Raw genomic sequence first — 19,971 nt, 5'->3', positions numbered from 1 at the left:
TAACAAACCCTATACGTTAATCAGAAAAGGTAAAGTGTATGAAAAAGGGAGATGAAGTAACCTGGAAATGGGGAAAATCAGAGGCTGAAGGCCATATCGTCAAGAAGCACGACAAGCCGGTAAGCAAAAATATAAAAGGCGCGAAAGTTAAACGCAACGCCAGCAAAGAGGAGCCCGCTTATGAAATTGAACAGAAAAACGGCAGCAGAGTGCTGAAATCTGAAAGTGAATTAAAGGCCCCCTAATTCCCCAAAGGGGAATATTTACGGAGAGTATTTTTTAGCCTGGATGATGAGCATCCGGGCTTTTTCATTTTCTTTACCAAGGGTGCGGTCTGAATAATTAAAAATAAGTATCTCCCTATCGTCATTGCGAGGTACGAAGCAATCCCAAACTATACAGGATGAACTTAAATAGCCTCTCTGCAAGCCGAGGATTGCTTCGTTCCTCGCAATGACGTGTTGTAGAGCGTACAATTGGCTTACAGCAATGACGCCCCTTTTAAAACTCCGCCTTTCACCGTAAAAATTATGTAGTTCACCGAAAAACTCATGGTTATTTCATGAATCTGATGCATTTTTACCCTATGACAAAACAACCTATCATCACTGTAAACAACCTGGTAAAAAACTATGGCGATTTTGCAGCCGTTAAAGGCATTAGTTTTGAAGTTTATGAAGGCGAGATCTTCGGCCTGCTTGGTCCCAACGGCGCAGGTAAAACCACTACACTCGAAATTATTGAAACCCTTCGTGATAAAACATCTGGCAGTATAGTAGTTGATGGTTTCGACATCGAAACCGATGCCGATAGTATCAAAAAGCGTATAGGCGTACAGTTACAAGCCGCCGGTTATTATCCCAATCTTAATCTTTCGGAACTCATCGTACTATTTTCGGGCTTATATGGCATCGATAAAACCCCGATGGAGATGCTGGAAAAAGTAGCGCTTACCGATAAAGCCAAAGCTAAATATAAAGACCTCTCGGGCGGGCAAAAACAGCGTTTTTCTATCGCCACTACGCTGATCAATAACCCGAGGATCATATTTTTAGATGAGCCCACAACCGGCCTCGACCCGCAGGCCCGCCGCAACCTTTGGGATTTGATCCGCGAGATCCGCGACCAGGGCACAACCGTGGTGATCACCACCCACTATATGGACGAAGCCGAAGTACTGTGCGACCGTGTTGCCTTTGTTGACGGTGGTCACATCATCGGTATTGACACCCCCGACCATTTTATCGACGAGCTTGTAGCCTCCGGCTTCGAGCGCAAAAAGCAGGTAAAGCTCGCCAACCTCGAGGACGTATTTATTAACCTCACCGGGAAGGAATGGCGGGAAGGGTAATTCCAGTTGGCAGTTCTGAGTTTGCAGTTAGCAGGCCAAAATGCTCAATGACCTAATGACGCCCCAGGCAAAATGATATAGTGACGCCGACAGGCAAAAATGACTAAATGACCTAATGACGCCGGCAGGCAAAATGATATAAATTAATGAACAAACAGTACAGCAATACAAAAGCAACCCTGGCTATTGCCCGGGCAAGTTTCCGGTCGATATTACGCAGCCCTTCGGCGGTGGTGTTTACACTGGCTTTCCCGTTAATATTTATCATTGTTTTTGCCAATATTGGCGGCGGTGGCATGTCGATAGACGTAGGCTTAGCTAAAAGCAGCGATACCTCGGCCAATAACCCGGTTTATATGGCGCTGAAAAAAAATAAGATCATGCACCTCATCACCGATCAGTCGGCCGATGAGATGAGCAAAAACCTGGCAAAGGGTAATATCGATGCCATTCTTGACCTGAAACCCTTTGCCCCACCTGCAGCTATGACCGTTCATGTGCAATACAGCCAGGCATCGGGCGATAAAGGCAGTGTGTTGAAATCGGCGCTGAATAACATTTTTTACCGTATTCAATCAGAAGAATTGAAGCGGATTCAATCATACACAACAGTTAAAGTTCCCAACCTCATCGATTTAAAAGAAGAAACTATCAGCGGTCGCCCGTATAAATATATCGACTTTATTTTACCGGGGCAGTTGGGCTTTTCATTATTAAGCAGCGGCGTTTTTGGTACGGCTTTCGTGTTTTTGAGCTTACGTTTAACACTGGTTATCAAGCGTTTTTTTGCTACTCCTGTTAAGCGCTACAGCATTGTTTTGGGCGAGGCTATTGCAAGGCTTGCTTTTTCATTATTAGGCTCATTGTTTATCATATTAGTAGGGCACTATATGTTTGGTTTTACACTGATCCACGGTGTTACCACTGTACTTAATATGCTGGTGCTTTCGGCCATTGGATTGATCATTTTCATGGGATTTGGCTTTACGGTATCGGGCATTGCCAAAAATGAAAGCTCAGTCCCCCCACTTTCTAATATCATTACGCTGCCCCAGTTTTTACTTTCGGGCACGTTTTTTTCTATTACTGCTTTCCCTACCTGGCTGCAATACATTAGTAAAGTACTGCCACTTACGCATTTAAACGATGCTATGCGTAAAGTAGCTTTCGAGGGTGCGGGCTTAGGTGATGTTACCCACCAATTGCTGATATTGTTGGCATGGTTTGTTGGCATTTACGCGGTAGCCGTAAAAACATTTAAATGGGAATAGTATTTTAAAGTTATCAAGGCTAAGGATGACTTTGAAAACTTAACATTAATTTAATATTAACACTGTCAATATTAACATTGAGATAACATTTAGGAAATACTTTTGTAAAAAAGATTCCTAAATGACAGTGAGATATCCCATTTTAATAACTATTGTATTCTTTTTATTAACCATACATTCAGTTAATGTTAAGGCCCAGGACTCCAAAGTTGGCACCTGGGGAATAGCTACTGTAGTACTTCCTGGTGACAGTACGCATAAATGGGGTGGTTATACCGAGTTTCAAACACGCACAAACAATGTGTTCAGCCAGTTTCAATACTATGAGGTTAAAGCTGGCGTGAGCTATGATATTGATAAAAACTTCACTGCGCTTTTAGGCACAGGCCGCTACACTACTTTTGATTACATGGATGTCGGCAAAGGCCCCACCATTACCGAAACCCGCTTTTGGGAACAGATCACCAGTAACCAGTTCCTGTACCGTTTAAAACTGGAGCACCGCTACCGGGTAGAGCAGCGCTGGGTTAACGGCGATTACCGTAACCGTTTCCGCTACAGGCTTAACGTATTTGTACCTCTGAATAACACTAAAATTGTTGCTAAAACCTGGTTTGTATCGGTTTTTGACGAGGTATTCCTGAATAATAAAGTCCCTAATTTTGAACGCAACAGGATTTCGGCGGCCCTTGGTTACCAGTTTGATAAATCGTGGATCCTGCAAGCCGGTTGGATCAACCAGTACAATTATTCAACAACCGCTAAAAGCGATAAGGATAATATTATGCTGATACTCATGTACCGCATTCAGCGCAAAAATGCTGTGCAGCGTGAACATGTACCTACTACAAGTGATTAATTGTCTGAACTCGAATTAAACGAATTATTTGAATTTATTGAATCATTCATCAGTCAATTCGGCAAATTCAACAAATTCGAGTTCAGACAACCAATTATACGTGTTGTCGTGGGGACACGACGACTGGATAGAAAAGCACATCAATTTTAACACTACCCGATCTAAAATCCCTCAATCCAGTTCAAAACCTTGTGTTTTTATGAAAAATTCACTCATTCTATATTAAATTCGTGTTAAATCGCACCTTAACGGGGCTATAATCGTTACAAATACAAAATTTCAATTGCGTTTTCCTTATTTACACATTAACTTAGCCGCCGTTATTAATAGTATTCATTCAAACCACACTCTGACAATTCACTATGAGCATAATAATTGATGTCCATGCCCGCCAGATTTTAGATTCTCGCGGTAATCCTACTATTGAGGTAGAAGTTTTAACCGAGAATGGCGCATTCGGTCGCGCTGCTGTACCATCAGGTGCATCAACCGGCGTTCACGAAGCTGTTGAACTTCGCGACAACGACAAGTCAAAATACATGGGTAAAGGTGTATTAAAAGCAGTTGCCAATGTAAATGACATTTTAGCTCCTGAATTAAAAGGTATTGATGTGTTTGAACAAAATGCTATCGACGCTTTAATGATTGAGATTGACGGTACCGAAAACAAAGGTAAAATTGGTGCTAACGCTATATTAGGTGTTTCATTAGCTGTTGCTAAAGCTGCTGCTCAGGAAAGCCGTCAGCCTTTATACCGCTATATTGGTGGTGTAAACGCTAACACTTTGCCAATCCCGATGATGAACATCGTAAACGGTGGTTCACACTCTGACGCTCCTATCGCATTCCAGGAGTTTATGATCATGCCGGTTGGCGCTCCTTCATTCTCTGAAGCTTTACGTTGGGGTACCGAAGTATTCCACAACCTGAAAAAAATTCTTCATGACCGCGGTTTATCAACTGCAGTTGGTGACGAAGGTGGTTTTGCTCCAACTTTTGAAGGTACTGAAGATGGTGTTGAAACCATTTTGAAAGCTATTGAAAAAGCAGGTTACAAAGCAGGCGAAGATATCTTTATCGCGTTTGACTGTGCTGCTTCCGAGTTTTACAAAGACGGCAAATACGACTATACTAAATTTGAAGGCGAAAAAGGTGCTATCCGTACCAGTGCTGAGCAAGCTGATTACCTTGCCGAATTAGTTGAAAAATATCCTGTTATCTCTATCGAAGACGGTATGGCCGAGGACGATTGGGAAGGTTGGAAAATCTTAACCGACAAAATCGGTAAAAAAGTTCAGTTAGTAGGTGACGATTTATTTGTAACCAACACTAAACGTTTACAAAGAGGTGTTAGCGAAGGTATTGCTAACTCAATCCTGGTAAAAGTAAATCAAATTGGTTCATTAACCGAAACTATCAACGCGGTTACTTTAGCTCAAACCAACGGTTTCACTTCAGTAATGAGCCACCGTTCGGGCGAAACTGAAGACTCAACCATTGCTGACCTCGCTGTAGCATTAAACTGCGGTCAGATCAAAACCGGCTCGGCTTCACGTTCAGACAGGATCGCTAAATATAACCAGTTGTTACGTATCGAAGAAGAATTAGGCGCTAACGCTAAATTCATTGGTAAAGATTTCAAATACTTCAAAAAATAATCTTTTGATACTGAGAAGGCCATCTGTGTAAAGCAGATGGCCTTTTTTATTGCCCCTTGTTATGCTGAAACCAGTTCAACATGACGATATTTTATCCTCATCTCCAAGTATTTTTTTACCTTTGCGTCCGCAATCAAGGCCACATAATTAAACCGAAACAACTGCGTTATAATAACTTGTTAAAATAAACTAATGAACAGAAAAGGGATTTCGAGGATATTGGGTATAGTGCTGATATTGGTTTTAAGCATCGCGCTTGACAGGGTTACTAAAATCTACATAAGAGAACACATTCACATCAGCGATAACATTTTTGTTATCAAAAACTTTTTCACCATACTGCATGCCGAAAACACCGGCGCTTTTTTAAGCCTCGGCGATTCGTTGCAAAACCCATGGAAGTTTATCCTGCTATCGTTATTGCCTTTACTGGCCCTTGCCTTCGGCGTTTTTTACGTGATGTTAAAACCATCAATAGGTAAATTAACCACCATTGGTATTGTTTTGGTTATTGCCGGCGGCGCAGGTAACCTGTACGACAGGATGCTGTACGGCAGCGTAACCGACTTTATGCACATGAATTTCGGCATTTTCCAAACCGGCGTATTCAACGTGGCGGATGTATCCATCATGATAGGTATGGGCCTTATTTTGTTGGAGTCATGGCAAAAAGACCGTAAGGCGAAAAAGGAACAAAGCACCCCCGATGCCGAAACATTGGCAGCTTAATCCGGTGTAACTCTTGCCCTTAAAATTTTCTTAACAATAAAAAGCGTATCTTTGCAGCTAATTACCCGTTCGCTTTACGGTTTTGAGTTCCTGCATACTCTTCAGATCCGCTTATGCTTTCGCGTTAGCACACTTATATTTACAAAAGATCAAGAATGTCATTCGAAAATTTAAATTTGATTGAGCCTATCCTCAAGGCTTTAAAAACAGAGGGATATACCACACCTACTCCAATACAGGCGCAAGCCATCCCTATTATATTAAAACGCCATGATTTGCTTGGCTGTGCCCAAACCGGTACAGGCAAAACCGCGGCGTTCGCTATCCCTACCCTACAGCTATTGCACCAGGACAGGATAGCCCACAAAGAACAAAAAACCATTAAAGCTTTGGTTTTAACACCTACCCGTGAGCTCGCCCTTCAAATTGGCGAAAGCTTTACCAATTACGGCAGGCATACAGGCCTTAAAAACCTGGTCATATTTGGTGGTGTGTCGCAAAACCCACAGGTTGATGCCTTGCGTCGTGGTGTTGATATTTTAGTTGCAACCCCGGGCCGTTTGCTGGATTTAATGAACCAGCGTTTTATTAACCTGGAGCATGTTAAATTCCTGATATTGGACGAGGCCGACCGCATGCTGGATATGGGCTTTGTTAATGATGTTAAGAAGATCATTGCCAAAGTGCCCGCTAAAAGGCAAACGTTGTTCTTTTCGGCTACCATGCCAAAAGAGATCCAAAGCCTGGCAGATAGCATCCTGAATAATCCCGAAAAAGTAGAAGTTACCCCGGTTTCATCCACTGCCGATACCATACAGCAAAAGATTTATTATGTTGATAAGAGCGATAAAAAATCGCTGCTGATCCACATCCTGAAAGATAAAAATATTAAAACCGCTCTGGTATTTACGCGAACCAAACACGGGGCCGACAAAGTTGTAAAAGATTTAACCCGGGCAGGTATTACTGCCGAAGCTATCCACGGCAATAAATCACAAAATGCAAGGCAGCGCGCATTAACTAACTTTAAAAACCGCACAACGCGTGTATTGATAGCTACCGATATCGCGGCCCGTGGTATTGATATTGATGAGTTAACACACGTTATCAACTACGAATTGCCTAACATACCCGAAACTTACGTACACCGTATTGGCCGTACCGGTCGTGCCGGGGCAGATGGTATAGCGTTTTCATTTTGCGATGCCGAGGAACTGGAGTTTTTGAAAGATATCCACAAACTGATAGCCAAACAGATCCCGGTTGAGGAAGGTCACCCTTACCCGCTTAGTCCGGCGGCTATGGCAGCTAAAATAAACGAAGCACCAAAAAAAGGTGGTTCAGGCAGCGGCCAACGAGGAGGTGGCGGTGGCCGTGGAGGTAACCGCAGATCTGGTGGTAGCGGCAACAGCCGTTCAGCCGGAAATAACCGTTCTGGTGGCAATAAAAAACCAGGCGGTAACCGCTCAGAAGCATCTAAACCCGGCGGAAAAAGCGGCATGAGCGGAGCGAGAAAAGGTTAAGAATGGTTGATTAGGTGAATGGTTGATTAGGTGAATGGTTGATTAGGTGAATGGTTGTTTTAGTTATAGACAAAACCACTCACCTAATCAACTTAATCAACCAATCTCTAAAAAAATCCCCCTGTTAATAAGTTAATAAGCATATTTGTAGCGGTCGAAAAAATTAAATAGCTTTAAATGAAAATCATACAGCCGGTATCAATGAAACGCCTTATAGATCTTTTCAAGAACAAGTTTTTTCTGGTTACCCTTGCATTTGTAGTGTGGATGATATTTTTCGACAGGAATGATCTTTTCTCCCAATATCAATACCACCAGCAGGTTAAAAAACTAAGAGTTGAGCGCGATTTCTACAAAGCCCAAACAGATCAGGTAACTAAAGAGCTTAAAGAACTCACCACCAATCCGCAGCAAATGGAAAAATTTGCCCGCGAAAAATACCTCATGAAGAAAGCCAATGAGGATGTTTATGTGGTGGTACCGGAAACGAAAGAAAAGTAAGAGTTAGCAAAGGAGAAGCCTAAAAAGGGTTGGCCTGAGCGATTCCCTCCCCTGGGAGGGTGTAGGGAGGGGTTTCTACATCAATCTAACAATGTCATATCAAACCCTTCGGGTAACTCAATTGAATCATCGCCCTTCAAAATAGTTATTATCATCCCTTCGATAGCTCTCAGTACATTAGACAAATCATCTTTTACATCCGCTTCAGTAAATCTCAAAAACCGAACACCGAAGCTTTCTAATTTCGCTTGCCGGGCATCATCCCTGATCAATATATCCTCATAATTGTGATATCGACCATCTATCTCAATTGCCAGCATTAGTTCCTTGCAATAAAAATCGACTATATAATTATCCATACATCGCTGCCGATCAAAGTCGAAGCCTAATAATTTATTCTCTTTTAATTCATTCCATAAAATCACCTCGCCAAAAGTCATTTCCTTACGAAGCTTTCTGGCGATAGCTTTTAGTTTAGGATTGTATGGAATGATTTTGACCATTTTCTGTTTTGTTATAACTATTTAAAAAGTTTTCAATTCCCTCCCTTGGGAGGGGTGCGGTGGAAATGAGCAGTGGCAGGGAGGGGTTTATACGCCATTTAAGCGGATAAGCCTGTCGGTGAAACCCCTCCCTACACCCTCCCTGGGGAGGGAATCGCACAAGGCCAACACGCCTTAAACTCCTCTATTACCTTTTATAGGCTATTACTCTCCCAAGCATGTGAATTGCACTTGGCCACGCTTTTACCTGTCGTTTTTTCTTTCGATTTCTGCCCTTCTTTCCTGCCTCTTGAATCTCAATGTCCTGACTCTATTACAGCCTAAACCTCTCCTTCCCGCTTCCTCAAAAACCACTCCGTTGATAACAGCAGCAGAATCATTACAAACAGCCACTTCATATCTATCAGGTCGCTGTAGTGCTTATCCTCATAAACTACCGTTTTAATATTTTCGTTTTTGCGGATCAGATCGGCAAGCTGGTTGATTTGTGAAGGTTTGATCATTTGTCCGCCGCTTTGTTTAGCAAGGTTATTAAGCAGTGAATGATTAGCGGCGCTTTGGCGGGCTTCGAGGTTAAGGGGTTTTATGGTGAATTGCCCAGTGGCTTTAAAATCCTGTTTTCCGTTTTGGGTTGAGGCGCTATAAGTGTATTCGCCTATAGGGAGCGCTCCCGCATCCAGTTGATAGCTCTGACCGGTGCGGGTGAACAGGAAGCTGTAATTTTTCCCTGTCGCGCTTTTCAGTTCTATCTTTACATCAGGTGTGTTGATGAGTTCAAGCGCATCATTATACAATTCAGCATTGAGGATTACGTTTTCGCCCTCATCAAATACATTACGTGCCGGGTAAACACGGAAACGCTGACGGTTGGCATTAGCTGTTAAGTATTGTACGGTTTGGCTCAGCAGTTCATCAGTGGCGTTCCTGTTGCCATAGTTTTGAAATTCGGACAGTTGCCAGCGCCAGATCCCTTCACCGGTTAGCACAGCAATACGCCGTCCTGCTTCATCGCCAAAGGCAAGTAAAGGGTAAGTAGTAGCTACCGCGCCAATCTTTTGTTTCAACAATACCGAAGTGCCTGCCGCGGTTCCATAACTGCCAAACGGTGCAACCAATGGCGGGAATGCTGCAATCTTTCTCCTGGCCGAATCTGACAGTGTAAAAGCTGTAAAATCATTGGCCGGCAACGGAATTACTTCCTGGGTTTCGGCCCTGCCTGCACTTATGCGTACCGTGTTTTGTTCGCTGTTAATCGCCTGCAGGTTACTTTGCGAACCAACAATGTACCAAACGGGCGTTTTACTTTTAGCTATAAAATTCTTTATCGGGGCATATTCACCCGCCGAAAGTTGATACAGGATCACCAGGCTGTAATCGGCAGGTTTAATGGTAGCTGCATCGGCAAGGGAGCTTGCCTTTACCTCAAAGTTTTTGTTGGTTTCTATAGCCTGTTTAATCACCGTTAAATCCGGGTGCGGACCATTATACAGCAACAAAACTTTTTGCCTTGCATCCAACACTTCCACATAAATGGTTTCGGTATTATTTTGGGTCGAGAGTTCGTTTTTTATGGACGCTATGCTGATGTTATATTTCCGAAGCCCTTTCTTTGCCGCATTTAGTTTTATGGAAACAATCTTTTTAAAATCGTTTCCGGTAACTGGGATGCTTTGCGTATAAACCTGTTTGCCATCTTCAGCAACCGTAAGGTTCATGTTTTCGCCCTTGCTTTGATAAGCTGTGGCGAGCACTTCTATCACAAAATCGTTCCCTAAAAAAGCTGTTTTGTTATAGTTTACGTTGCCGATGAGCAGGTCGCGTTTGGCTGTGGTATCGCCGAGGGCTATCGTGTAGATACTGGTTTTAATATTCCTGGCTTCATATTGCGGATCGTTCCCCTGATTATATAAACCATCCGTAGCCAATACTAACGAGCCAATGTTTTGATTGGTAAACCTGTCATTAAGCTGATGCAGTGCTCCGGCGATATCGGTTTGTTTACCGTTAAAACTTTTAGAAAGACCGGGATGCAGGTCTTTATCAAAATTAAACTCCTGCACATCATACTTATCCCCAAGTTCCTGTTTAAGTTTACCCAGATCATCAACAAAGACAGACGAGCTAAAACCGGCTGGCTTAAACGTATTTACAGAGGATGAATTATCCTGGGCAACAAGTACTAAAGGTTTTTGCGGCTCGTACTTAACCGTTTTTACTAAGGGCGAAATGAGCAGCACTGTTATGAAAAATACGGTAACCGCGCGGATAGCAGCCAGTATATAGCGTAAGTTTTTACCAAGTTCAACCGGTTTGCGGTACATGAGCCAGGCATACCCTAAACCAAGCAATAAGCCGGCAGGCAACCACCATCCCGAAACAGAACCCCATGTAAGTGAAAACATTTGTAGCTATAGTATCATTGTCAAAGGCGCGGGGCATCCGGCCCGATAAACATTAACTGCAAAATGCGAAATTATTGTGAAAAGAGGGGAATAAGTTTTTATTCGTCGCTTGAGGTTGAGACGAACTTACCAGGATTTAAAAAACCATGTCATTGCGAGCGAAGCGTGGCAACCGCACGGAAGCAAAGCCGCCCTGTATAGCTACGAGATTGCTTCGTCGTTCCTCCCCGCAATGACATGTAGTAGAAATAAATATATCTTACAACATACCACCATCAACAGGGATAACCTGTCCGGTGATGTAAGCGGCCATATCTGAAGCAAGGAACACGCAGGCATTAGCTACGTCCTCAACTTCGCCGGCACGTTTAAGCGGGATACCGGCAGCCCAGCCTTCAACAACTTTAGGATCAAGCACGTCGGTCATTTCGGTACGGATAAAGCCCGGGGCAACAACGTTAGTACGGATGTTACGTGAACCCAGCTCTTTAGCTACCGATTTAGAGAAACCGATGATACCTGCTTTTGAAGCAGCATAATTAGCCTGCCCGGCATTGCCTTGTACACCAACAACCGAGCTCATATTAATGAACACACCTTTACGGTTTTTCATCATGATTTTTGAGGCAGCTTTAGTAACGTTGAATATCGATTTCAGGTTTACGTCAAGCACTTCGTCCCAGTTTTCTTCGGTCATGCGCATCAGCAAACCATCTTTAGTGATACCGGCATTGTTAACCACAATGTCAAGAGTTCCAAAATCAGCAACAATATCAGTGATCAATTTATCAGCTTCATCAAATTTGGAAGCGTCAGAGCGGTAACCTTTTATTTTAGTGCCGAAGCTTTGCAGCTCTTGCTCAAGCGCCTGACCTTTTTCAACAGACGACAAGTAGGTGAAAGCTACGTTAGCGCCATGCTCGGCAAATTTTTCGGCAATCTTACGGCCTATTCCTTTTGACGCGCCGGTAACCAACGCGGTTTTTCCTTCTAATAATTTCATAATTAAAGTATATGATTTCAGGGCGGTGAAGTTAGCAGTTTTTTGTTTTCAATCATAGCTCTATTCCGACCATAAAATGCCCTTGCAAATATCATATTATATAATGATATTACTTAATATTTGCAAAACAGATAGTTAGATCCAATTTATAAACACTCACTTTTATTTTTAAATACTAATAATTTTAGTAATTTTACTTTATGCCTGGTAAAGACCTTTTCAGAAAGCCCTTCGATGAGGGAACTTTAGTTAAATTAAAAATTTATAAAGATTATTTTAAAGAATGGCTTCCAGTTTTTCTTTCAAAGAAAGAACCTATTTGGAGAACCGTACAAATCTTTGACTTTTTTGCCGGGCAGGGCAAGGATAAGAATGATGTTCCAGGCAGTCCTTTAATTGCAATTGCGATAGTCAAGTCAATTGAGCATTTTATAAAGGACAATGGAATTAGAGTAATTTTACATTTCAACGAGTTGGATCAAGACAACTATAATTTTCTTATTGAATCATTAAAAGATATTGAAGGGGATTTTGAAATCAAGCCTTATAAAGAAGATTTTGCTTCACTATTCTCATCCCTATATGAATCAATGAAAACATCTGCCAATTTTTTGTTTTTGGATCAAAATGGGATAAAGCAAATTACTTCAGAAATTTTCAATAAAATTATTTCCTTAAAACAAACTGATTTCCTGTTCTACATATCTTCTTCATATTTTAAAAGGTTTGCAGATACACCTGAATTCAAAAAATATTTTTCTTTTGATCCGATAGAAATACAGCAGATGAATTATTATCATATTCATCGAAACGTGCTTCAACATTACAAATCATTAATCCCTAATAATAAGAAATATTACTTAGCGCCGTTCTCTATAAAAAAGGGATCTAATATTTATGGTTTAATTTTTGGTACGAATCATACACTCGGGATTGAAAAATTCTTGGCTATAGCATGGAGAAATGATAAAATGCGAGGCGAAGCAAATTATGATATAGATAGTGAAAAAATCGATTTTAATCAGCCATTCCTATTTGATCATTTTAATAAACCAAACAAAAGACAGGTTTTCGAAAAGAATTTAACTGAACTTATTTTGAATAAAAGGCTGATAGATAAACATTCTGTTTATTTATATTCATTAGATGAAGGATTTTTATTTAAAGATGCCAATACTGTACTTGAAAGGCTTAAGAAAAAGAAAGATATAGATTTCCAATTTAAGCTAATTTCCTCAGATTTACATCGAGATAACGACAACACTAAAATTAGTGTATTAAATTAAAATATTATGAGTGCTTCCGGAATAGAATGGACAGAGCTAACTTGGAATCCAGTAACCGGGTGTAATAAAATAAGTCCCGGATGTAAACATTGCTATGCTGAATCTATGTCCAAAAGACTAAAGGCAATGGGTACCGAAAAATACAAAGATGGCTTTTTATTAAGAGTTCATCCTGAAACGTTATCGATTCCGTTTACTTGGAAAAAGCCAAAAGTGGTTTTTGTAAATTCAATGAGCGATTTATTTCATGATGACGTACCGTTCGAATTTATCAAAGCGGTTTTTTCCGTTATGAATAGTACTCCTCAACATATATATCAAGTTTTAACCAAGAGATCTGAAAGACTATTAGCACTTTCAACTGAACTTAATTGGACAAATAATATTTGGATGGGCGTTTCTGTCGAAAATGATGATTATACTTATAGGGTGGAACATTTGGCAAATACGAACGCAAAAATTAAATTTTTATCGATAGAGCCTCTTATTGGACCTGTTACTTCTCTACGTCTAAAAAATATAGATTGGGTTATAGTTGGTGGGGAATCAGGGCATAAAGCACGTCCGTTACAAAAGCAATGGATTGACTTTGTAAAAAATAAATGTAGCGAAGAAAATATTCCGTTCTTCTTTAAACAATGGGGAAAAGCCAAGTTCAATATTAATCCTAACGATCCTACAATAGAAGCAAATCATCCTAAACACGCTAAAGGTGGATGTGAATTGGATGGGGAAATTTATAGAGAAATGCCAACTAATGCGGCTTAAAAACCTATTTCAAATACTCCGCCGGGATAGGATTGTCCTTACGTTCGCCGTCAAAAAACCATGCCAGGATCCAAAAGCGGGTGCCATCGTTAAACAGCTCTATACTGTTGATACCACGTTCAGTTACGGGTCCGTCGGCGGTATTGCGCGACTCGTAAGTGCTCCATACGTGGTAAATACTGCCAAACTTTTCTACCCGGCGGGCAATCTCCCGTTCATCAAAACCATTTTTTGACAGGGATGGATCGGCCAGTTTGTGGTATTCTTTAAGCGTCATATAACTAAACTGCTGCTTGCCCTGCTTATCAACATAACCCGCACCAACATGAGCGTTGGCAATATGCAGCAGACTGTCGCGCTCGTAACTCACCTTTTCACCTTTCTTAACGGTAACCACGCCATAATAGGCTTTCATGATACCATCAAGTGTACTTACGTTATCGCCATATTTGGTAATCACCTGCGAATGCGCAGGGAAAGTGATGGCAATGCTAACAATAGCGATGAGCAACGGCAGGATATTCTTTTTCATGAAGATCAAAGTTTATTAACAATCAGATTTTGATTGAATTAACAAAAAATATCCGGGATGGCATAGGGTAAAATAACCAAATATTACACGATATAGCTGGAAGAAGGGTTTAAAAAATCCCCTCTTGAGAGAGAATACATAGCCCATAAAAGACTGATACCGGAAATGACAAGCCGTATACTTGACTCACCCGGTCTGCGCTTCGCTGGACCACCCTCTCTATCCTTCGGATAAAGAGGGTAAGAAAAAATATAAATTAAAATCCCCTCTTTACGCGCAGCGTAGAGAGGGGTGACGAGCGCAGCGATGTCGGGGTGAGTAGATATGTGTGATGATTTTCAGTATTGTGTCTTTTAATAGGCCATTACTCTCAAGAGGGGAATCGCACAAACCAATGCTTTTAAAAAGTAAGCGTCCACGCTTACCCCTAAACCGGGAGCGTGGACGCTCAGAATAACTGTCATTCAAACGTGGACGTTTGAACGTGCAGATGCAATAGAAATTAAAAAGTAGTATTCAACGATACACCATAGGTACGTGGGTTACCTAAATGAGTCGCGCCAAAATCATAGGCGTAGTCAATGTATTTTTTGTTGGCGATATTGCTTTCCCAGAAAAACAGACCGAACCTTTTGGTGCTTACACCTACCCTCGCATTAAACTTGCTGTAGCCTTTTTGGTCTATCTGGTTGGCAAGGTCAAAATACTGGTCGCCAAGGTAGCGCCATTCGCCACGGGCAATCAGCTTAGTTTTCAGCGGGCCACCCAGGTCATAACCATACTGCAGTGCCAGCATGCTGGTAATGTTAGGCGTATAAATTTGCTTATTGCCTTTCAGGTTCACTTCTTCGCCGTTGTTGCCTACTACCAGTGTAGTATAACGGGCGTGGGTGTAACCGAAGTTGTAATCAAATTCAAGTCCTTTAATTGGCGTGGCGTTAATTTCGGCCTCGATACCTTTGCTGCTTAATTTACCCGCGTTTTTGGTGATGGTAATAGCATCAGGCAATATCAGTGTTGGCACCTGGGCATCGGTAACACGGGTATAAAACGCGGTTACATTTACACGCAGGCGGTTATCTAAAAAGTCGTTTTTTGAACCCACTTCAAAATTATTGCTGTATTCAGGTTTGAAAGAATAAAGCGGTGGTGATGAAGGATCAGAACCTAACTCCGTAATGCCACCGGCGCGGAAGCCACGGCTGTAAGTAGCAAACAGATTATTATGAGCCGATACATGGTAAGCCAAACTCACCTTCGGCGTAAAGGCTTTATAATGCGCAGTTGACGATGTATCTGAACGGGTAACAACCGACTCGCCGCCCTTTGGCAGAAACTCGCCCATTACATTTTCTTTTTTGTGCTCATAATCATAACGCAAACCGGCAGTAATATCAAACTGCTCGCTTACGGCATAAGTAGCCTGGCCGTAAACAGCTAAGCCATAATTACGGTCGGTATTAGTATTGATACTGGTAAAATCGGTCATTGGCGAACCAACAGCTGCGGCATCATCACCAAAGTAGGTGCCCTGCCTGTTTGGCGCGTAGTGATAAAAGCCATAAGTACCGGCAGCCCATTTCAATTTTGAACTCGAAGAAGCCGGAGAAGTAAAGCGAAACTCCTGGATGGTAGTTTTTACCTTATTCCATTTACCACCGTAGTTATTTACGATAGATACCGCATCGATAGGTGAAAAGTCGCCATCGATAGGTGTTGTATAATAACGGTTATTTACCTGGTAAGATGTTTGCGAAGTAAAGTTAAAATCGTTACCGCTGTAGTTAGCCGTTAATGATGATTGGAAAGTATTATCAACCATTTTAGTGGTAGCGTTCTGGTTAACTTCAAACGGGTGGCTCAAAGCCTCGTCAGGCGAACCGGCCAAAGTGAACGCGCCATTATTGCGGTTGTTGTAGTTTTTAACATTCAGCGTAAACGCAAGTTTTGAAGTAGCCAAAAACTTCAGGTAATAGTTACCCAAAAAATAATGCTGCTTATCAAAATGTGTATTATTAAACGTGTTGGTATAAAAACCGTTAAAACCAGAGTAAATTCCGGCTACGCCTAAATACAATTTATCTTTTACCAATGGGGCTTTAATGCCTAAAGTATAACGCTGCTGATTGTAATTGCCAACATCAACACCGGCAAAACCACTTAATGTATTTGATGGTTGTTTGGTGATCACATTGATTACACCACCTGTAGCGTTACGCCCGTACAAAGTTCCCTGCGGTCCACGCAAAACCTCTATCCTATCTACATCCAATAACTGAGGGATATAGGTGTCCAGCCCATACTGGTTTACACCATCAACATAAGTTGCCACAGCCGGATCATATGATGTGGTAACAATACCACGGATACCTGTTACTGTACGGCCATCGCCTGGAGCGCCTGAGTTTAAGTTAGGTACAATGGCAGTAAGGTCTTTCAGGTCCCAAAGCCTGTAATCCTGTATTTGTTTGGCCGATAGCGTTGAAATACTGAACGGTACACGTTGGGCCTGTTCTTCTGTTTTTTGGGCCGATACCGTAACCTCATCCAACTGGTTGCTGGCATCATTCAACTGAATTGTTATCGGGCGACTGGTGCCGATCATATTTACAGGTACATTTTTAGCCGCGTAACCAATAGCACTGATATGCAGGGTATATTTTCCGGTAGTAATATTTTTTAAAATAAACTTCCCGTTCCTGTCGGCGCTGGTTTGGTAGTTGGTATTGAGCAGGTACACCGACGCACCCGCAATGGGCTGGTTTTTGTTATCGGTAACGGTGCCTGAATAATCGCCTGTGGTTTGGCTCCGGGCCGAAAAGGCAATAATAAGTAGTAATAAAGTAAATAATTTACGCATAAAATAGGTATAGTTAAATGTGTACAGATCACACATTGTAATCGATTGTCAATAATAGCAAATGACAAACAATTAACACCTATCCCGCGTAAATATTACGTGATTTATATAAAAAATATATTCTATCATTTAAGGTTGCTCCTATACACTCCAAGACAAGGTAAAAGAAATGTTTCGTCAACATAAGCTTCGGGTGAAAGTGGGCAGAACAATGGTGGCCTGTGCCTAAAAAAGGGAGTAGCAAGCTTTTGCAGAAGCGTTGGAAACATGCGAGAGGTGTCTTTTGAGCAACATCATTAAATATGGGCGTTGCCTGCGGCCCGTGCTATACGCTCATACTGCACAGGCCTTAACCACAAGGCCGGTATCCGCTCCTATCACTAACGCAGCCCCACACACCATCTAAATTTTTTTTCATTACCGCAATTTTCCCGGGACTCTCTGGTACTTATTCAGCAATAGCGGGAAGCAAATGAGATATAGCAACAAGTAATAAAGTCTATTCATTCAACATAAACTTATCCACTCCATCGGCAGGCTGCCACTTATCAGCAGGCTCAAAATAATGCCATAGCAGGGCCGATACTTTTTTGATCAGCAGGCCTGCTTCGTTGTTAGGCGTCCAGCTGGTATCCTTGTTATGATTGGTAATGATCGAAAATACATAATCGTCATGTGGAGCATTAACCAATACCGTTTCTGAGCGGGATTCGTCAACCGCGCCCTGTTTGGATATGGTGTGCACATAAGGTGGTATCTGCGAAAGCGCATGCTCATCCCAATAAATACGGCCCATGTTGCGGTACATCCGTTCGCTGGCGGCTGGGCTAACCGCTTTTCCTTCCCGAATCAGCGTGAACAGCCTACACATTTCGCGCGGAGTACTTACGCCCCAACCGTATATTTTACGCATAGCTTCGCGGCCCGGAGCTCTTGAATTTACACGCATTACCTTAAAACCATTTTGATCGAGCCAGTTGTTGATATATTCACTCCCCACCAGTTTTTGCAGCCAGAGGCTCGCCGTGTTATCGCTCATGGTGATCATCAGCATAGCCACTTTGCTTAACTGCACGGTGTCTTTATCTTTAAACGAACCCAGCAGGTCTTCACCGGCGTAAAGCAACGAATCGCGGTAAACCAGTTTTTGGTTATATTTCAGTTCGCCCTTTTCTATCTTATCCATCACCCCGCATTGAATACTCACTTTGATCATGCTTGCCGTAGGGAACAGAGTATCGGCATTGATCTCGGCAGTTTTGCCGGTTTTAAGGTTATGCACATAAATGCCAACCTGGCCGTGAAAATCTTTTACGGCATCATTAAGTTTGGCAGTGAGTTTACCATCGGTTTGAGCAAAGGCAGATGCTGCAAACAACAGCAACAACAGGGTGAATTTATATTTCATGAGATGTGCGATCTTAAAAAATGAAAATACAAATTTTAATACAACGGGCAACCATTCCTTTCAAGCGGAGGTACTACTCAAAAACTATGTTTTCTATCTTTACAAAAACTTCCGTAGCACATGAATCAGTTTGTTGATATCACCAACCGCAAAGTATTGTACCGTTTATTGCTTAACCTGGATGCGCAGGCCAAGCCACTTTGGGGTAAGATGACGCCCCAGCAAATGATTGAACACCTGATAACACAGGTTCAATACACCAACGGCGTTAGAATACCAACCTGGGATGGGCCTCATGAAAACACCGCCACACGTAAACAGAATGGCATTTATACCAATAATGAAATGCCACGCAATATTATTTTGGAAGAACTGCCCGAAGCGTTAACCTACCCCGATCTGGAAACGGCCATTAATCAATTAATGAAAGAGCTGGATACCTTCGACAGGCATTTCAACACACTCAATCTTAAAGTAATCCACGGCGGTTTCGGTCCACTGGATTATAATGAATGGATCATATGGCATGGCAAACATTTTACGCATCATTTAAAGCAGTTTGGGGTGATAGATTGATACTACCGGGATACGGTCCTGCTCACCCGTTCAACACTAATATCAAACTCTCCCTTTGGGTTTACCTTAACTGTACAGTTGTAATCTGTTGCTGCGGGCCGCCCGTTTATTAACCCTGGTTTCCACCTGTAAGATGTTTTGATAAGCTGGACTAATTGCTTATCTACTTTGGCATTTCCGCTTGTTACAAGACTCGCGTTAACCGGAGTGCCATCCCTTTCTATCGTAAACTTAACAACGGTAGTGGCAGCTTCTTTGACCGACACCTTTTGCAAATTTGATCGGAGACGATCATAAAACCGGGTTATCCCCCCAGGGTATTCGGGTTGGGCAGAAACCAGAAATATCCCCAGGGTAATCTGGCTACCTGAAGAATCGGCTGTTGCCTTTTGTTTAGAAGCGGTAGTATCGACGCCCGAAGCAGGGACTTTCTGCTGAGCAAAAACGCGGTTATTTAAAGTATTTAATCCTAATGCAATTAATGCGGCCGAAAACCAGCGGTACCATTTGGGTTGAGGTGTATAGGCTATCCTTTGGGCATCAAAAATGCCACAGTGTATTTTATCGCCATTGTTCAGCGACTCGAGGATCCGGGATTCCTCCATTCCCCTAAAGTCCATAATTATCCTGTTACAGCCTGCACAATACCAGTCGCTGTTGCACGGTGAAAGATCATTTAGTGTTTTAGGACATTTGAAAGTAAGTTGAATATTTTGAAGCGGTTCCATAAGGTAAAGGTTA

18 protein-coding genes are annotated in these 19,971 nt (G+C 42.1%); 11 read left to right on the top strand and 7 right to left on the bottom strand.

All coding sequences use genetic code 11. From position 1 onward, the window contains the following. Positions 1-38: 38 nt before the first annotated feature. The 8 genes from DEO27_RS30285 to DEO27_RS30250 all read left to right on the top strand — a co-directional run bounded on the left by DEO27_RS30285 (position 39) and on the right by DEO27_RS30250 (position 7,892). Positions 39-245, top strand: a complete 207-nt coding sequence (locus tag DEO27_RS30285) for a DUF2945 domain-containing protein (RefSeq protein WP_112575830.1) — start codon at positions 39-41, stop codon at positions 243-245. Positions 246-586: 341 nt separating this feature from the next. Further along, positions 587-1,351: an ABC transporter ATP-binding protein gene (locus DEO27_RS30280; protein WP_112575829.1), complete on the top strand. Its 765-nt coding sequence runs from the start codon at positions 587-589 to the stop codon at positions 1,349-1,351. Between the two features lie 146 nt (positions 1,352-1,497). Then, entirely contained in the window at positions 1,498-2,622 is a 1,125-nt protein-coding gene (locus DEO27_RS30275) for an ABC transporter permease (RefSeq protein WP_112575828.1), read from the top strand. A 121-nt stretch (positions 2,623-2,743) separates the two neighbouring features. Continuing rightward, the gene (locus DEO27_RS30270) at positions 2,744-3,481 is read left to right on the top strand and encodes a DUF2490 domain-containing protein (protein ID WP_112575827.1); all 738 of its coding nucleotides are present in this window, start codon (positions 2,744-2,746) and stop codon (positions 3,479-3,481) included. A gap of 362 nt (positions 3,482-3,843) precedes the next feature. Further along, a complete protein-coding gene (eno, locus tag DEO27_RS30265; RefSeq protein ID WP_112575826.1) occupies positions 3,844-5,139 on the top strand; it encodes a phosphopyruvate hydratase in 1,296 nt (431 codons plus the stop codon). A gap of 192 nt (positions 5,140-5,331) precedes the next feature. Further along, the gene (gene lspA, locus DEO27_RS30260) at positions 5,332-5,868 is read left to right on the top strand and encodes a signal peptidase II (protein ID WP_112575825.1); all 537 of its coding nucleotides are present in this window, start codon (positions 5,332-5,334) and stop codon (positions 5,866-5,868) included. Positions 5,869-6,023: 155 nt separating this feature from the next. Next, complete coding sequence (locus tag DEO27_RS30255) at positions 6,024-7,391, top strand: DEAD/DEAH box helicase (protein WP_112575824.1); 1,368 nt, start codon at positions 6,024-6,026, stop codon at positions 7,389-7,391. 177 nt (positions 7,392-7,568) lie between these two features. Then, a complete protein-coding gene (locus DEO27_RS30250) occupies positions 7,569-7,892 on the top strand; it encodes an FtsB family cell division protein (RefSeq protein WP_223818086.1) in 324 nt (107 codons plus the stop codon). A gap of 80 nt (positions 7,893-7,972) precedes the next feature. Here DEO27_RS30250 and DEO27_RS30245 read toward each other — a convergent pair whose 3' ends face one another. From DEO27_RS30245 to fabG, 3 genes are all read right to left on the bottom strand, one after another. Next, a complete protein-coding gene (locus DEO27_RS30245) occupies positions 7,973-8,395 on the bottom strand; it encodes an endonuclease domain-containing protein (protein WP_112575823.1) in 423 nt (140 codons plus the stop codon). Positions 8,396-8,715: 320 nt separating this feature from the next. Then, on the bottom strand, positions 8,716-10,797 hold the full coding sequence (locus DEO27_RS30240) for a hypothetical protein (protein ID WP_112575822.1): 2,082 nt from the start codon (positions 10,795-10,797) through the stop codon (positions 8,716-8,718). A 259-nt stretch (positions 10,798-11,056) separates the two neighbouring features. Then, a complete protein-coding gene (gene fabG, locus DEO27_RS30235; protein WP_112575821.1) occupies positions 11,057-11,800 on the bottom strand; it encodes a 3-oxoacyl-[acyl-carrier-protein] reductase in 744 nt (247 codons plus the stop codon). Between the two features lie 200 nt (positions 11,801-12,000). Between fabG and tcmP the strand changes: the two genes are divergently transcribed. Both tcmP and DEO27_RS30225 read left to right on the top strand, forming a co-directional pair. Then, on the top strand, positions 12,001-13,086 hold the full coding sequence (gene tcmP / locus DEO27_RS30230) for a three-Cys-motif partner protein TcmP (protein ID WP_112575820.1): 1,086 nt from the start codon (positions 12,001-12,003) through the stop codon (positions 13,084-13,086). 6 nt (positions 13,087-13,092) lie between these two features. Continuing rightward, positions 13,093-13,854 (top strand): DUF5131 family protein, encoded by a 762-nt coding sequence (locus tag DEO27_RS30225; protein ID WP_112575819.1) that lies wholly within the window; start codon positions 13,093-13,095, stop codon positions 13,852-13,854. A 4-nt stretch (positions 13,855-13,858) separates the two neighbouring features. Here DEO27_RS30225 and DEO27_RS30220 read toward each other — a convergent pair whose 3' ends face one another. The 3 genes from DEO27_RS30220 to DEO27_RS30210 all read right to left on the bottom strand — a co-directional run bounded on the left by DEO27_RS30220 (position 13,859) and on the right by DEO27_RS30210 (position 18,654). Continuing rightward, positions 13,859-14,386, bottom strand: coding sequence for a hypothetical protein (locus DEO27_RS30220; protein WP_112575818.1), 528 nt, complete (start codon positions 14,384-14,386; stop codon positions 13,859-13,861). A gap of 502 nt (positions 14,387-14,888) precedes the next feature. After that, positions 14,889-17,246: a TonB-dependent receptor gene (locus DEO27_RS30215; protein WP_190295279.1), complete on the bottom strand. Its 2,358-nt coding sequence runs from the start codon at positions 17,244-17,246 to the stop codon at positions 14,889-14,891. 499 nt (positions 17,247-17,745) lie between these two features. Then, complete coding sequence (locus DEO27_RS30210; protein WP_112575816.1) at positions 17,746-18,654, bottom strand: serine hydrolase; 909 nt, start codon at positions 18,652-18,654, stop codon at positions 17,746-17,748. Between the two features lie 120 nt (positions 18,655-18,774). Between DEO27_RS30210 and DEO27_RS30205 the strand changes: the two genes are divergently transcribed. Further along, positions 18,775-19,230 carry a hypothetical protein gene (locus DEO27_RS30205; RefSeq protein ID WP_112575815.1) on the top strand — a complete coding sequence of 152 codons (456 nt, stop codon included), beginning with the start codon at positions 18,775-18,777 and terminating at the stop codon, positions 19,228-19,230. A 2-nt stretch (positions 19,231-19,232) separates the two neighbouring features. Here DEO27_RS30205 and DEO27_RS30200 read toward each other — a convergent pair whose 3' ends face one another. Further along, positions 19,233-19,958 carry an energy transducer TonB gene (locus tag DEO27_RS30200; protein WP_190295278.1) on the bottom strand — a complete coding sequence of 242 codons (726 nt, stop codon included), beginning with the start codon at positions 19,956-19,958 and terminating at the stop codon, positions 19,233-19,235. Positions 19,959-19,971 lie beyond the last annotated feature (13 nt).

This window comes from Mucilaginibacter rubeus (assembly GCF_003286415.2).
GTDB classification, from domain to species: Bacteria; Bacteroidota; Bacteroidia; order Sphingobacteriales; family Sphingobacteriaceae; genus Mucilaginibacter; species Mucilaginibacter rubeus_A.
This window is presented reverse-complemented; position numbering and strand designations above follow the sequence as displayed.

Excerpts from the sequence above, each read along its gene's own strand:
- DEO27_RS30285 (WP_112575830.1), top strand. The coding sequence starts at position 39 with ATGAAAAAGGGAGATGAAGTAACCTGGAAATGGGGAAAATCAGAGGCT.
- DEO27_RS30280 (WP_112575829.1), top strand. The coding sequence starts at position 587 with ATGACAAAACAACCTATCATCACTGTAAACAACCTGGTAAAAAACTAT.
- DEO27_RS30275 (WP_112575828.1), top strand. The coding sequence starts at position 1,498 with ATGAACAAACAGTACAGCAATACAAAAGCAACCCTGGCTATTGCCCGG.
- DEO27_RS30270 (WP_112575827.1), top strand. The coding sequence starts at position 2,744 with ATGACAGTGAGATATCCCATTTTAATAACTATTGTATTCTTTTTATTA.
- eno (WP_112575826.1), top strand. The coding sequence starts at position 3,844 with ATGAGCATAATAATTGATGTCCATGCCCGCCAGATTTTAGATTCTCGC.
- lspA (WP_112575825.1), top strand. The coding sequence starts at position 5,332 with ATGAACAGAAAAGGGATTTCGAGGATATTGGGTATAGTGCTGATATTG.
- DEO27_RS30255 (WP_112575824.1), top strand. The coding sequence starts at position 6,024 with ATGTCATTCGAAAATTTAAATTTGATTGAGCCTATCCTCAAGGCTTTA.
- DEO27_RS30250 (WP_223818086.1), top strand. The coding sequence starts at position 7,569 with ATGAAAATCATACAGCCGGTATCAATGAAACGCCTTATAGATCTTTTC.
- DEO27_RS30245 (WP_112575823.1), bottom strand. The coding sequence starts at position 8,395 with ATGGTCAAAATCATTCCATACAATCCTAAACTAAAAGCTATCGCCAGA.
- DEO27_RS30240 (WP_112575822.1), bottom strand. The coding sequence starts at position 10,797 with ATGTTTTCACTTACATGGGGTTCTGTTTCGGGATGGTGGTTGCCTGCC.
- fabG (WP_112575821.1), bottom strand. The coding sequence starts at position 11,800 with ATGAAATTATTAGAAGGAAAAACCGCGTTGGTTACCGGCGCGTCAAAA.
- tcmP (WP_112575820.1), top strand. The coding sequence starts at position 12,001 with ATGCCTGGTAAAGACCTTTTCAGAAAGCCCTTCGATGAGGGAACTTTA.
- DEO27_RS30225 (WP_112575819.1), top strand. The coding sequence starts at position 13,093 with ATGAGTGCTTCCGGAATAGAATGGACAGAGCTAACTTGGAATCCAGTA.
- DEO27_RS30220 (WP_112575818.1), bottom strand. The coding sequence starts at position 14,386 with ATGAAAAAGAATATCCTGCCGTTGCTCATCGCTATTGTTAGCATTGCC.
- DEO27_RS30215 (WP_190295279.1), bottom strand. The coding sequence starts at position 17,246 with ATGCGTAAATTATTTACTTTATTACTACTTATTATTGCCTTTTCGGCC.
- DEO27_RS30210 (WP_112575816.1), bottom strand. The coding sequence starts at position 18,654 with ATGAAATATAAATTCACCCTGTTGTTGCTGTTGTTTGCAGCATCTGCC.
- DEO27_RS30205 (WP_112575815.1), top strand. The coding sequence starts at position 18,775 with ATGAATCAGTTTGTTGATATCACCAACCGCAAAGTATTGTACCGTTTA.
- DEO27_RS30200 (WP_190295278.1), bottom strand. The coding sequence starts at position 19,958 with ATGGAACCGCTTCAAAATATTCAACTTACTTTCAAATGTCCTAAAACA.